Raw genomic sequence first — 14,324 nt, 5'->3', positions numbered from 1 at the left:
GGGATGACGATCGTTTCCAGACCGGCGCGGGAGCCCAAGGGCGGGGCCGGCGCCAAGCCGGTGAATGCCCTGGTGCGTGGTCTGCGCGTGCTGGCGGTGGCGAATGAAATCCAGCGGCCGACCGTGGCGGAGCTGGTGCGCCGGTCCCGCCTGCCCAAGGCGACCGTGATCCGTCTGGTGCAGACCCTTGTCCATGAGGGCTATCTGGAGGAGTCGGGGGAGGCGGAAGGCTATCAGGTCACCGCCAAGGTCCGCAACCTGTCCCGCGCCCTGGTCGAGCGAACCCCCATCGCGCAGTTGGTGCAGCCTCTGCTGGACGAGCTGGGGGCGCGGGTGAAATGGCCGTCGGAGTTCTTCCTGGCCGAAGGACGCTCCGTCGTGATCGAGGTGTCCAACCGGTCCGCCGCCCCGATCAAGCTGAACCTGTTCGAAACCCGCCGCTTTCCGATGGTGGCATCGGCCACTGGATTGGCCTATCTGTCCGCCCTGCCGCCCGGCGAGGCGGCGCGCATCGTCGAGGATTCGGTGGCCGACGGTGCCGTCAGCGGCTCGGTGGAGGGGACGCTCGCCCTGATCGCCGCCGCGCGGGAGCGAGGCTATGCCACCTGGGAATATCCAGCCTTGGCGCCGGGGCTGCGCATGGTGTCGATTCCGGTTCCGGCCGTTGGTGGGGCGGCGGGGAAGCTGCCGGTGGGTGGCCTGTCGCTGGTCCATTTCCGTGATCTGGTCCCGGCGGAGCTGATGGACGGCTTTCTGCTGCCGGAGATGCGGGCGGTGGCGGCGCGGATCGGCGCTGTGCTGGATGACGGATGGTTCTGAAAGAGCGTTCCCCCCGTCGGCGCCGGTCTATGGGACCGACCGCTCCAGGAAATACTCCATCTCCTGGATGATCCCGCTTTGCGCGGCCCACAGCGCGGCCTGGGTGCGGTTGCGGACATTGATGGTCTGCATGATGTGGCGGACATGCAGCTTGACCAGATCCTCGGTCATCGCCATCTCGCGGGCGATCTCCTTGTTGCTGCATCCGTCCATGATCAGCTTGAGGATGCGCGCATGGCGCGGATAGAGGCCGGGGTAGCCCAGCAGTTCGGTTTCATGCTGGGGCACCGACCCGTCCTCCGCCCCCCGGCGCAGGGCGCTGGGCGAGAAATAGTCGAAGCATTCCTCCGGCACCACCGGCTCGCCGGCGTGGATCAGGCGCAGCGACAGGACGAAGGCGGCCGGCGCCATCCGGTTCAGAAGATACCCCCGCACGCCGAAGCGCAGGGCCATCCGCATGTGATGGGCGGAAAACTCGTCGGCGATCATCGCCAGCTTCGCTTGCTCGCCATACCAGCTGCGGAAGTTCCAGGCGTCGGTCTTCAGCGAGGCCAGATCGAACAGCACGATGTCCGCCGGCCGCTCGGCGCCATGGCCGCCGTCTGGCGGTTCCAGCGTGACGACGGCCCCGCCCGTCGAATGGCGGTCTCCGCTTGCGTTGACCCGTCCGCTCCAGAGCGTCTTCGGTGAAAGCCCACTGACCAGCCTGCGTTGCGGGTCGATGACCTCGAAGCAATCGTCGAGGATGTTCAGGATCGATTCGCGTAACAATCGGCTTTGATTGTGAACAATAACCCGAATACGGTCGGACATGTCGTCTCCCCCAATATAGACGAAAGGACCTGCGACATCGCTTGGTTGGAGGTCGAGTATTATCCCCCTGGACGCTCCTCGGCCCCCCGTTCGAGCGGTAGCCTCCGCGGTCGGCATACCGCCGTACGGTCCTATGCGATGCCGCGATTTCGATGGACGGGCTCCGTCGTATCGGTGGTTCCGTGCCCGTCCGATCGAATTTAGATCAAACTATGATCCAGCACTCACGGCATTGTCTGCTGCACTTTTGGGATCGCCGCAGGCTCAGTGGGGAATAGGTCCACACTCTCCAGTCGGAAATCTCCGCCAGAAGGCAGGCAATAATATGTCATTTTCACGCGCGACTATGGAAGTGATTACCCGATGAAGGAAGACTCGTTCTCAAGGGAGATTGACGGGTTGGGGTAGGGATGGAAAATGGTTCCAATAGATATCGCTGGGTATAGAGTGAATTATTTTCTTAAAGAACAACTTATAATATTATAGATATTCTCTGATCCTGGCGATCAGGCTCCTTTCCTGTACAAATTAGATAGACTCTTAATCAGAGATCGCCAGAGGGATTTTTCGTTGAACATGGAAACGAAAATGGGGGGGCCGCCGGAACGGCCTCCCCAATGTCATTCCACCGTTCTTTTGCCGTACCCCCGTCCTACGCCGCGATGTCGTGGGTGATGGCGTAGACGCCGGTGTCCCAGCGGGCAATGGTGGTGTCGAAGCCGCCGACGCCGTTTACCACGTCGAAGCCCTGGCTGCCGTTGTGCATCAGGTCCTGGACCGTGTAATGGCCGTCGGCGAGCTGGAGTTCCACATGGGTCGCCACCGCCTTGCGCGCCGCCGTGTCGTTGAAATCGACGCGGTCGGAAGCGACGACGATCAGCCGGTCCTTCTGGTCGTAGAAGCCGTAGCCGGTGATCTGGGCGTCCGGATCCTTGTCGGTGAAGGTCAAGGGGTGATGATAGGTCAACGCCTCGTCGCCGATCAGCACCGGGGCCTTGGCCTTCAGGGCGGCGATCTCGGCATCACTGAACAGGGCGTGGCCCTGATAGGTCGCCTGCGGGATGATCCAGGCGCTGGGGGCGCCGGCCTTGGTCATCGCCGGCAGGGCCGCGTCGCTGACGTAATAGCCGAAGGGTACGCCGGCATCATGCAGCTTGGTGATCGGCTCCAGCAATTCGCCGAGATAGGCGTTGCCGATGGAGTTGCCGGCCGGCTCCAGCGCGTTCATCGCCTTCTCGGCGTTGGCGCTGTAATAGAGCGCCGGGCCGAAGGGGCGGGTCGGCACGATGTCGCGCAGCATGTCGAGCCAGGGTTGCTTCACCTCGCCCCAGTCGTGATAGCTGCGCGACCACTGCTCCGCCGCACGGCGCACCCCGCCCTGGTCGTCGGCGATCATGGTCCAGCCGCTTTGCAGCCAGGTCTGTTCCAACCGGCCCCAGCCCAGCTCGTCGCGCGCCGTGCCGCTGACGCCGGTGTAGAGGCTGTTCACCGCCCCCCAGTAATCATTCTCCGACGAGGACATCATATGGCCGAAATGGGCGTCCGGCGCGCGGGCGGCGTGGATGCCCAGCATCGCCTGCTCGTAGGAGGCCGGCGCCTGCTTGTGCTGCATCTCGAAGCGTTCGAGGGTCTGCACGTTGAACAGGATGTCCTTCGCGTTCATCGTTGCGGCGATCACGCGGGCGTCGACGCCGGCGAACTCGCGCATCGCCGCCGGGGTGAAGGAGACCTGGGTGGTCAGCCAGGCGGCATGGCCGGTGTTCTTGACGATGGCCTCGTCCAGCGCCTTCCAGCCATAGGCCCAACCATCGACGAAATAGTCCAGCCATTGGGTCGGGTGATTATCGACGATGTCCTGCGCCTGCTGCGCCAGCGTGCCGCCGGCGACCTTGATGCCGGTCTTGGCGCTGAACTCCGCGATCATGCGGGTGTTGAAGGAGTTCATCACGCCGGAATGCGGATTGCCGTCGAAGAAGTCGGCCAGCTCGTAACCGCGGGTGCCGGTCAGGGCGGACAGGCGGCCCAGCTTGTCCGCCATCCAGTCGGCGTAATGGGCGGTGCCACCGGTCCAGCCCGCCGGCGCGTCCTCGGCGTCCAGCGGCATCAGCGGGCTGACATAGCCCCAGCCATAGGGGTTGCCGCTGTCGGCGTGCAGGACATTGCCGTCGCTGTCGCGCCCCAGATATTGCGGATGCGCCTTCACCCAGGACACCCAGGCCTGATGACCGCCAAGATTGGCGAACGCGCCGCCATTCTGGGAGGAGACGAAGGTATCCTCCCACAGTTGGAGGCCGATCAATGGCACCACCCCATCCGCCAGATGTCCGGCGGCGATGTCGCGGGTTTCCTTCAGGTGTGCGGCATTGGCGTAGTCGGGCACCGACTCCCAGAACAGATGCTGCGGGGCCAGTCCACGGTCGGCTCCCCAGGAGATGGTCGAAACGTCGGAGGCCAGCGGCGGCCGGTCGCTGCCGACCCCGGCGTTGGCGCCATGTTGGTTTTTCGGCAGAGTGGGAATCGGCGTGCCGGTGACGGGCGGCGTGGCGGCCGGGTTGTCGGCGAGCATGTCCTTGCTGACGGGAATGCTCAAGGTGCCGTTCCACCACAGACCCTGCTGTCCGGCGATGACGTCCTTGCCATCCAGGGCGCCCCGGTCGTAGGTGACCCCGGCGGCGGTCGAGGCGACGCTGTGTCCGTTCACCACCACCGAGCCGACGAAGAGGTTGCGGTCCTGGCCGTTGACCGCCGCGTCATTGTCGTACTGGATCTGGATCTTGTGGGCCGCGGCCGGGTCGAGATCGACGGTGAATTTATAGGCGGTCTGGCTGGTCGCGGCCACCTTCGCCTCGCCCACCGGCTTGCCGTCGACCAGCAGCTTGAAATGCGGCGGCACGCCGCCGGCGCTGGCGCCCCAGGCATTGACCACCACGCTGTAGGGCTTGGTCACCGCCGCGATGGCGGTGATCGTCTCGGCCACAGGCGGCGGCGGGAACAGCGAGGCCGGCAGCGGCATGGTCAGGGCGCCGCCCCAATAGAGACCCTCCTGCCCCTTTACCACATCCTTTCCATCGACCGCGCCCCTGTCGTAGGTGACCGAGGGGTCGGTCGTGGCGATCGATGTGCCGTTCACCGAAACCGCGCGGACGAACAGGTTGCGGTCGGCGCCGCCGGCCGTCCCGTCATTGTCATAGACCAGTTGGAGGTTGTGCGCGTTTCCGGCGGCGACCTTGGCGGTGATGGTGTAGCGACCCGGCGTGCCGCTGTTCACGGTCGCCTGGCCGATGGTCGCGCCATCGAGCTTGAGCGCCAGGTGGGGCCAGACGCCACCCGCCGCCTGTCCCCAGGCATCGATCGCGAAGGTGACATCGATGAGATTTGATCCGGTCAGTGACATCGGCACGACTCCTGTTAATACGATATTAAGGGTTAATCAAAATGGTCTACCCGTATCGGTAGGATTACCCTTCTCGTTGGGAGTAGTGACACGACAGTTTCTGTAATCGAGAGAGTCATTATTGAGACATGACTCCGACTCATCTTTGACTCTCCCCAAAATATCGATATTGGTTTTGCTGATGCTTCAGACACTGAAGGACTGAGTCGGGCACCGGCAGTCTTAAGCCTGTTGCAGGCGGCCGCAATCTTTCGTTTGTTTGGCGCGCGCCCCGGCGCCGTGGTCCACTTCGGCTCGAGCCGTCGGCGATACCGCCGATCAGACCGGGCAGGAGGATTTCCCATGAGCACCGCCCCCCTGCGCATCGCGATCGTCACGCAGAAGATCGTCCATCATGACGGACAGGGGCGCGTGAACGCGGTGGTGACCGACGAGTTGCTGCGCCGCGGACATCAGGTCGTCGCCATCGCGTCCGAACTGGACGATGATCTGGCGCGGCATCCCCGCCTGCGCTGGGTGCCGGTCGGCGGTGGCGGAATGCCGACACAGCTGGCGAAGGACCAGCTGTTCGCATGGCGGACGAGCCGGGCTCTGGCGCGGGAGCGGCGGAGGGGCATCGACCGGGTGATGGTGAACGGCTTCGTCAGCTGGGCGTGGTCGGATGTGAATGCGGTGCATTTCGTCCATTCCGCCTGGATGCGTTCCCCCACCCATCCGATCCGCAAGGGGATTGCGCCGCTGTCGCTCTACCGGCTGCTCTACACGCTGTTGAATGTCGGGTTCGAGCGCTGGAGCTTCCGCCGCGCCGGTCGGTTGGTGGCGGTCTCCGGCACCGTGGCCGACGAATTGCGGCGGGACGGCACCGATCCCGCCCGGCTGCGCGTCATCGACAATGGCGTCGATGTCGGGGAGTTCCGGCCCGGCACCCCCGATCCGGCGGTGTTCGGCCTGCCGCCCGGCCGTCCGGTGGCGCTGTTCGTCGGCGATGCCCGCAGCGACCGCAAGAATCTGGACGGCGTGCTCCGCGCACTGGCCGAGGTGCCGGATCTGGCGCTGGCGGTGGTCGGTGACGAAAGCGGCGGCCCCTTTCCGGCCCTGGCGCGGTCCCTGGGGTTGGAAGCGCGGGTCCGCTTCCTCGGCCATCGCCGCGACGTGGCGGCGCTGATGCGAGCGGCCGATCTGTTCGTCTTTCCAACCCGCTATGAGCCCTTCGGCCTCGTCCTGCTGGAGGCGGCGGCCAGCGGATTGCCGATCGTCACCACCCGGCTGGCCGGCGCCGGCCGGTTGCTGGAGGACGGGGCCGCGATTCTGCTGGACGAGCCGGACGATCACGCCGCGCTGGTGGGGGCGATGCGCCGTCTCGCCGCCGACCCGATGCTTCGCCGTCACATCGGCGATGCCGGCCGCCGGGTCGCCGAACGGCAGGACTGGTCGGTGACGGCCGGGCGATATGCGGATCTGCTGGAGGAGCCGTCCGCTCAGGCGGTCGGGGAATGGCGGCGGTTCGCCGGATCGTTGTCCTGAGCGGCGGCCGTCATCGCAGGTCGAGCCGCAACTCCATCAGCACGCTGTCGCTTCCGGCCGGCGCATCGGTCACGGCGACGCCGACCGGTGCCGTCGGGCCGGAAGCGGGGTCCACCCTGTGCGGGAAGCCGGGGCTGGAGCGCAGGACCGTGCCCATGCGGATGGTGCCGCGCGTCTTGCCGACCGGGGCGGTGCCGCTGGTGGCGACCGGCACGATGCCACCAGCGGCGGCGGTGGTCAGGGCGACGCCATCGGCCGGGTGGTCCTGCTCCAGCCGGCGCACCCGGTCGTAATCGCGCTGGACCAGATTGCCGGCATCGATGCCGCCGGTGCCGACCTTGCGGAACTCGCCGGCGCAGTCCACCGCTTCGAACCGGTTGGCGCGGCAACTGCCGGAAACGGCGAGCGCCGGGGCGAAGCCATCGCGGCCGAGCCGGATCAGCCGTTCCGCATCCTCGAACCGGTTGCCGACGGCGGACGATGCGACGATGGCGGCGGTCTCGATGGCGGCGGCGCGGTCGTTGGTGCCATCGCCGAAGCTGGCGCTGCCGCCGGTGAACCGGTTGCGTTCCAGCACGCGCACCACGAACAGCCCGGTGACCGGCCGGTTCGGCAGGCGGTAGTCGGGCAGCAGCGACCCGCTGCAACCGATCAGGATGTTGCCGTACATCTCCGCCATCGGCCCCTGGATCCAGCCGTTGCCGCAGGCTTCGAAGGCGCAGTCGAGGAATTTGTTGTTGGACAGGAAGGTCCGCGTCGGCGGCCCGTCCTCCGCCAGGATGGCATAGGGCGAGAAGCCGAAATGGCAGGAGATGAAGCTGGATTGGTCGATGCCGTTCTCCGGCGCCACCAGGATGGAGGTCAGCGTGTTGCCGGCGAGATCGGTATCGAGGAACAGATGGTCGCCGAAGCTGTCGGTTCCGGCCGACCAGTGGGCGCCGATGTGGTTCTTGGTCAGCTGGCAGGAGATCAGCGAGGAATGGTCGCGCCAGACATCGACCCCGGCGTGGAAGCCGGACAGCCCGACCCGTTCGAGCAGGAAGCGGGAGGTCAATGCCACCCCGCCCATGCCCGGCGGCGGATCGCCCGGCCGGTTGCCGGGCTTCGGCCCGCGCAGGCTGAGATGGGCGATGCGGCTGCGCTGATACCCCTTGTCGTCGTCGCGCGCCGCCTGCCGGCTGCCGGCACGGATGGCGAAACGGCCCGGCCCCAGATCCTCCGGCCAGGACAGCAGCGAGGCGCGCATGCCGGCGCCGACGATCTCGACCTCGTTGAAGGCGTCGTCATTGCGGTCGAGGTTGGGCAGGACGATCTCGTCATCCAGCCGGTACCGGCCGGGCGGCACCAGCACCGTTCCGCCCCGGCCGGCGCGCGACAGCTCCAGAACGGCGCCTTGCAGAGCCGCCCAGTCGCATTCCTGGGTCAGGGAACGGACATGCGGATGGACCCGCCGGGCCGCCTCCAGGCTTTTGTGGCGTTCCGACAGCGGATGGCTGCGTCCGTCGCCGATGGCGCCACGGTCACGGATCGACAGGGCCGGACCATTCCCCGGCGGCGGATCGGCAGGCGCGCGCGCGGGCTTGTCCTGGGCGCTGCCGGCGGCGGCCCTGGCGGCGGCGCTGGTCCCGGCCGTTGCCGGCAGGGCCAGCGCCGCCGCCAACAGCGCCCGCCTGCCGAGGCGATGGCCGGCCCCGTCCTTCACGGCGCACAAGCCCGCAGCGGATGGTCGGGCTCCGCCAGCGCGCCCATGCCGCCGCGAAGTGCGGCACGATAGACCTCCTCCAACCGGTCGAGATGGCGGTCCAGCGTGAAGGGGGCCTGCCAGTAGAGCCCATACGCGCGGTGTCCCATCCGCTCGACCTCCGGATCTTGGGAAAGCAGGCGGAGGCAGCGGGCGAGGTCGGCGGCGTCGCCGCTGCGGAACAGCAGACCGTTTTCGCCCGGCCGCACCGCCTCCGCCGCCGCGCAATTGTCGCTGACGATCACGGGAACGCCATTCGCCAGCGCTTCATAGGCGGCGAGGCCGAAGGTCTCGTACCACAGCGATGGAACCACCAGCGCCCGCGCCCGCCTGATCTCGCCCTGCACGGCATCGGGCGGCAGCCAGCCGGCAAGCTCCGCCCGCGGATTCAGGCGGCGGACCGTTTCCGCCTCGTCGCCGTCGCCGATCAAGCGCAGCGGGCAATCGGCTTGCGCCGCCGCCGCCGCCAGCAGGGCCGCCCCCTTCTCGCGCGACAGGCGGCCGACGAACAGAACGGGGCGGTTGCCGGAAACCCCGGCGGGGCCGCGGTCCCGAACCTCGACCGGATTGGGGATGGACAGGGTGATGGCGCCGGGAGCCAGATGGGGGGCGATCACCGCGCGCTGGCGGTCGCTGAGCGTCACCAGCGCCATGCCGCCGGTGAAGCCGCCGGCCAGCGCCCCCGCCGCATGGCGGGCCGCCCGCCACCATTTGTGATGCCGGGCGCGGGCGTCGCAGTCGGTGGCGAGACAGCCGGCGGACAGCGCCCGGTGGGCGCAGTTGACGCCGTCGGGAAAGATGAAGAAGGCGCCGTTGGGGCAGAGCGGGAAATAATCATGCAGGGTCAACAGCACCGGCAGCCCCGATTTCCGGCAGACCGGGAAGATGCTGGGCGACAGCGCCTTCGCCCAGCCATGGATATGGATCACCGTGTCGTTGGCCGGGCAACCGGCGAGCAGGCCTTCCAGGGCGCGCGCCGCCTCGCGGTTCCAGATGCCGCGCAGCGCCGCCTGCACCCGGTCGGCATTTCCCCTCAGGTCTGGCTGTTCCAGGCAATGGACGATGATGCCCTCGGTCAGCAGGGCGGGATCGATGGGTGGCACGGCGGTGAAGAAATGGACCCGGTGGCCGCGCCGGGCGAGACCGGCCGCTCCGGCGATGGCGACCTTGGCCAGCCCGCCGCCGGGATGGGCGTGATCGCAGAGAATGACGGCCGTGCTCATTGGATGGCGTCCCGGTAAACCGCCGCGGTGCGGGCGGCGATGACCGGCCAGTCGAAGCGGCTGCGCACCAGCATCCGGCAGGCGTCGGCATCGGGCAGCCGGCGGGCACCGGTCAGCGCCTCGGCAAGGCCGGCGGCGATGGAGCGGGCATCGGTCCCGGCCAGCACGAGGTCGCCGTCCAGCCCCTCCACCACCTCCGGCAGGCCGCCGACGGGCGTGACCATTACCGGCGTGCCGGCGGCCAGAGCTTCCAGTGTGGTCAGGCCGAAGCCCTCCAGGGCCTGCGACGGCATCACGCACAGATCGGCGGCGCGGTAGGCGAGCGGCAGATGGGCGTCGGGAACGAAGCCTAGCAGCCGCACATGCTCCTCCAGCCCCAGCGCCCCGATGCGGTCCCGCAGTGCCGCCGCCTCCGGCCCGCGCCCGGCGACGACCAGCAGCGCGTCCGGCACCCGGCGGCGGAGCTCCGCCATCGCGTCCAGCAGGGCGGTGAGCCCCATGCGTTTCACCAGCCGGCGCACCGTCAGCAGGATGGGCCTCCCCTGTGGCCAGCCCAGGCGGGCGCGCGCCTGTTGCCGGCTGTCGGGCAGGTCGTAACGGTCGGCGTCGACTCCCCCCGGCACAGGGTGGATGCGGTCGGGCGGCACGCCGTAATGCTCGGCCAGGATGGTGGCGAAGGCGCGCGACAGCACGATGAAACGGTCGGCACGATGATAGACCAGCCGTTCCACCAGGAATTTCAGCCGCACCGCCAGTGGCCCGGCTCCCTCGGCGGCGCTTTCCAGCGCCCAGGGGCCGTGGAAATGGACGACCATCGGCCGGTTGCGCAGAGCCGGCAGGGCGCCCACCGTGGTCAGCGCGAAATGGGAGGCGACGAGGTCGGGGGAATGCCGGCGCAGCGCCTCGGCGATGGCGCGCCGCGCCGCCGCCAGCCGGCGCGGCAGCGGGGCGGTCGGCGGCGCGAAGCTGGCGATGCGGGCGCCGTTGTCCAGCGTCCCGGATATCTCGCCCAGCACCAGACCGGAGAAGGCGAAGCCTTGTTGCGGCAAATGGCGGGCGAGGTTGTAGAACATGTTCTCCGCCCCGCCATGGGTTTCCGGGAACCAGCCGAGCCCGAGTTGCAGCACGCTGGCATCCCGCATCTCCCCCGGCAAGGTGCCGGGTGGGATCAGGCTTCCGTCCATCGCTTGTCCTCTCGGAAATGGGGGGATGTGGGAGTGGAGGGCAAGGCGTTCCGCCGGCCGGCGAGCCCATGATTCTTCGCCGCCATCGCCATCCCCAGGAAGAACCAGAAGCCGACGCCGGTGACCTTCACCAGCGTGTGTTCGAACACCATGCAGCCGAGGATCGTCAGCGCCGCCGCTTCGGCGCAGCGGGCGAACGGGTCGGGCGGGGCGCCGCCCCGGCGCAGCATGCCCACGGTCAGCGCGATGATGCCCGCGACATAGCCGAGGGTGCCGGGCCAGCCCAGCTCATAGGGCACGCGCAGCAGGCCGCTGTCGAAGAAGGCCATCGCGCCAAGCTGTCCGTCCTCGTTGGTCAGCTTGGTCGCGGTGTCGATGGTGCCGAGCCCGGCGCCGCGCACCTCGGTCAGCGCCTGGATCAGGAAGCGGTCGTAGAACTCTTGCCGCTCCTGATAGCTGCGGTCGTTCTCCATCGAATTCAGCGAGTCGAAACGCGAGGCGATGGCCTGACCGATCATCGGCACGCTCAAAAGCGGCAGGGAGCACAGCGCCAGCGTGAGACCGACCGCGATCAGCCGCAGACGATGCCGGCCGGGCATGGTCAGCAGCAGCCAGCCGAAGGCGAACAGCCCGGCCAGCCACGCCGCCCGCACGAGGCTGAGCAGCAGCGATCCCAGCGCCAACGCGCCGGCGAGCGGGACCAGGACGCCGCGCGCCGTCGGCAGCAGGACCAGCCCGGTCACCAGCAGGAAGGCGAGCGGGCCGGAGGAGTTCAACGTGCTGAAGACCCGCACCTGCATCGGCAGCGGCATGCCCTGGTTGGTCATGCCGACATTGATCAGCCAGCGCGCGTCCCAGGCCGGCATCACGAAATACTGGATCAGGCCATAGCCGCCGACCAGCGTCAGCCCCAGCACGAAGGCGCGCAGCACCGCGTCGCGCATCCGCGGATAGAGCGGCCAGTGCAGGGCGACATAGAGCCCCAGCGTCACCGGCACCAGCCAGTTCAGCAGGGCGAAGGTCGCCGCCGCCGCGCCGGCCTGGGTGATGCCGTTGAGATAGGCGTAGAGGATGCCCAGCATCACCGGCACGAAACCGAAATAGGCGCGGTAGCGCAGCATCGGCAGATGGTGCGCTATCACCAGCCAGCTCATGGCGCCGACGGCGAAGGGTGTCACCATGACCGGGCTGATGACGCTCCAGCCGGCCTGGTAATCGACCAGCCGGCGGACTTCCGGCGTGAGGAACCACAGCCACCAGGTGAAGGCGGCGAAGCGGGCGGGATCGCGCGTCACCGTCAGCGCGCCGACGGCCAGCGCCCCGACCGGGAAGATGATTTCCAGCAGGCCGGCCTTGCCCATCAGCACCGGCATCGCCACCAGGAACCAGAAGACCGGCGCCGCCAGCCGGCCGAGCGACGGCAGGCCGTGATGGCTCCGCTCCGGACCGGTGGCGGCGAGGCCGTTGGCGAGGTTGGCGGCGAGGGTCATGCCGGCGTCTCCCGCCAGTCGCGCATGCCGGCCAGCCGGCCGCGCAGCGTGGCGCGCAGCTTCGCCCCGGCATGGCGGTCGCCGCGCAGCGCCAGCCGCGCCCATTGCGCCAATCCCGGAAACTCGCCGGTTCCCACCAGCATGGCCCAGGCGGCGAAGACGGCGCGGTTGAACGGCCCGAAATGCCCCATCAGCGCCAGCGTGTCGTTGAAGGTCGCGTTCTCCTGCGCCAGCGGATGGAAATGGTCGGAGCCGCGCTGGTCGATGTCGAAGCGGACGGCCGGGAAGTGATCGACCGCCACCAGCGGGTCATAGACCAGCCGCCAGCCTTCACGGGAAATGCGCAGGCAGAAATCGACCTCGTTGTGGACCTGGGCGCCGCTGCCGCGCAGCCGGGTGTTCAGCCGCCGGCCCGCGATGGCCGCCCCACGGAAGCTCCAGTTGACGCCCTTCAGCACGTCCACGTCCCGGGCGGGGCCGGTGCCCAGATGATGGTTGCCGATGACGCGGCCGAACCATTGCAGCCGGCCGACGACATCCGCCTCCCCGGTCTCAGGCACGCCGTCGTGATAGACATGGTCGCGGCCGCCGACGCCGCCGATGCGGGGATCGGTGCGATACCAGGCCTCGATCCGCTCGATCCAGTCGGGATGGGGGACGGCGTCGTCGTCGGTGATGGCGATGATGTCGCCGTGGGCATGGTCCATGCCGCGGTTGATGGCGGCAACCACTCCCGGCACCTCGATGCCGACGATCCGGATCGGCAGGGCGGGAACATAACGGCCGGCGACTTCGGCGGAGGCCGGATCGGTGTCGCGGACGGTGACGATCACCTCGACCGGCGCCAGCGTCTGGCGGCGCAGCCCGTCCAGGCAACCGGCCAGCCGGTCCGGCCGGCGGTAGGTCGGAACGATGACGCTGACGCCGAGCCGGGACGGGGAGGGGGAAGGGGTTGCGTCGCTCATGCCGGGGCCAGTTCCCGCCCGCGGGCGTCGTTGGAAAAAGCGCGGGCGGGGACCAGGGACGCCTCCTCGCCGGTCATCCAGCCGTCGATGGTCTCGTGCAGCCGTGCCTTGAAGACGTCGCCATCGAAGCGGGCGGCATGGGCGCGGATGGCGGCCGGGGTGAAGCGGTGTTCCTGCGCCTCGAACCGCTCCACCGCCTCGATCAGGGCTTCCGGCGTCTGCTGGTCGAAGAATAGGCCGGACAGGCCGTCCCGCACCGTTTCGGTGGCGCCGCCGCGGTTGAGCGCGATCACCGGCCGTCCGGCGGCCATCGCCTCCACCGGGACGATGCCGAAATCCTCGTTGGCGGTGAAGACCAGCGCCCGGCAGGCGGCATAGTGGCGGTCCAGCTCGGCCGGGGAGCAATGGCCGACCAGTTCGACCGTCGGCCCGGCCATCTGTTTCAGCCGCCGGAACTCCTCGCCCTCGCCGACGACGACCAGCTTGCGGCCCATGCGGTTGAAGGCCTCGATGGCGATGTCGGCGCGCTTGTAGGCGACCAGTTGGCTGACGAACAGGTAGTGGCCGCTCCTGTCGCCGCCGTCGGGCGCGCTTAGGCCGGCGAAGCGTCGCGTCTCCACCGGCGGGTGGATGACGGTGGCGTCGCGGCGATAGACCCGCCAGATGCGCTGCGCCACCGTGTGCGAATTGGCGATGAAGCGGTCGACCCGCGCCGCCGTGGCCAGATCCCATTGCCGCAGCCGATGGATGGCATAGGGCATCAGCGGCCGCACCATCGGACCCGCCGAGGACAGGTAATCGTGATAGCCGCTCCACACGTAGCGCATCGGCGTGTGGCAGTAGCAGACATGCAGCGCGTCGGGCCGCGTCAGCACGCCCTTGGCCGGTCCGGACTCGCTGCTGATGACGAGGTCGTAGGCGCTGAGATCGAGCTGTTCCAGCGCCAGCGGCATCAGCGGCAGGTATTTCTGATACATCCGGTGCGCCATCGGCAGCCGGTCGATGAAGGTCGTCGTGACCCGATGGCTGCGGATGATGGGGGAGATGCGTTCCGGCCGGTAGACATGGGTGAAGATGTCGGCCTCCGGATACAGCTCGCACAGGGCTTCGATGACCTTCTCTCCCCCGCGCATCCCGACGAGCCAGTAATGGACGATCGCGACTTTCATGA

At 68.3% G+C, this 14,324-nt stretch carries 10 protein-coding genes; 2 read left to right on the top strand and 8 right to left on the bottom strand.

Annotated elements, in window-relative coordinates:
• The first annotated feature begins 3 nt into the window (after positions 1-3).
• Positions 4-819 (top strand): IclR family transcriptional regulator, encoded by an 816-nt coding sequence (locus AZL_RS25975; RefSeq protein ID WP_012977399.1) that lies wholly within the window; start codon positions 4-6, stop codon positions 817-819.
• Positions 820-846: 27 nt separating this feature from the next.
• Here the strand turns inward: AZL_RS25975 and AZL_RS25970 are convergent, their stop codons facing one another.
• Positions 847-1,590 carry a LuxR C-terminal-related transcriptional regulator gene (locus AZL_RS25970; protein WP_247894499.1) on the bottom strand — a complete coding sequence of 248 codons (744 nt, stop codon included), beginning with the start codon at positions 1,588-1,590 and terminating at the stop codon, positions 847-849.
• Between the two features lie 694 nt (positions 1,591-2,284).
• Positions 2,285-5,026 carry a carbohydrate-binding domain-containing protein gene (locus AZL_RS25965; RefSeq protein WP_042445654.1) on the bottom strand — a complete coding sequence of 914 codons (2,742 nt, stop codon included), beginning with the start codon at positions 5,024-5,026 and terminating at the stop codon, positions 2,285-2,287.
• A gap of 342 nt (positions 5,027-5,368) precedes the next feature.
• On the opposite strand from AZL_RS25965, the gene AZL_RS25960 reads away from it, so the two are divergent.
• Positions 5,369-6,550 (top strand): glycosyltransferase family 4 protein, encoded by a 1,182-nt coding sequence (locus tag AZL_RS25960; protein WP_012977396.1) that lies wholly within the window; start codon positions 5,369-5,371, stop codon positions 6,548-6,550.
• A gap of 10 nt (positions 6,551-6,560) precedes the next feature.
• On the opposite strand, the gene AZL_RS25955 is transcribed toward AZL_RS25960, so the two are convergent.
• From AZL_RS25955 to AZL_RS25930, 6 genes are read right to left on the bottom strand one after another with little or no spacing between them, the layout of a single operon-like run.
• Positions 6,561-8,252, bottom strand: a complete 1,692-nt coding sequence (locus tag AZL_RS25955) for a DUF2190 family protein (protein ID WP_012977395.1) — start codon at positions 8,250-8,252, stop codon at positions 6,561-6,563.
• A complete protein-coding gene (locus AZL_RS25950; protein ID WP_012977394.1) occupies positions 8,249-9,514 on the bottom strand; it encodes a glycosyltransferase family 4 protein in 1,266 nt (421 codons plus the stop codon). Before AZL_RS25950 ends, AZL_RS25955 begins: the two co-directional genes overlap by 4 nt.
• Positions 9,511-10,656, bottom strand: a complete 1,146-nt coding sequence (locus AZL_RS25945; protein WP_012977393.1) for a glycosyltransferase family 4 protein — start codon at positions 10,654-10,656, stop codon at positions 9,511-9,513. The genes AZL_RS25950 and AZL_RS25945 overlap by 4 nt, the downstream gene beginning before the upstream one ends.
• Positions 10,657-10,682: 26 nt before the next feature.
• Positions 10,683-12,188: an O-antigen ligase family protein gene (locus AZL_RS25940; protein ID WP_012977392.1), complete on the bottom strand. Its 1,506-nt coding sequence runs from the start codon at positions 12,186-12,188 to the stop codon at positions 10,683-10,685.
• Entirely contained in the window at positions 12,185-13,153 is a 969-nt protein-coding gene (locus AZL_RS25935; protein ID WP_012977391.1) for a glycosyltransferase family 2 protein, read from the bottom strand. The genes AZL_RS25940 and AZL_RS25935 overlap by 4 nt, the downstream gene beginning before the upstream one ends.
• Positions 13,150-14,322 (bottom strand): glycosyltransferase, encoded by a 1,173-nt coding sequence (locus tag AZL_RS25930; RefSeq protein WP_012977390.1) that lies wholly within the window; start codon positions 14,320-14,322, stop codon positions 13,150-13,152. Before AZL_RS25930 ends, AZL_RS25935 begins: the two co-directional genes overlap by 4 nt.
• Between the last annotated feature and the right edge of the window lie 2 nt (positions 14,323-14,324).

The sequence above is a fragment of the Azospirillum sp. B510 genome (assembly GCF_000010725.1).
GTDB lineage: Bacteria > Pseudomonadota > Alphaproteobacteria > Azospirillales > Azospirillaceae > Azospirillum > Azospirillum lipoferum_B.
This window is presented reverse-complemented; position numbering and strand designations above follow the sequence as displayed.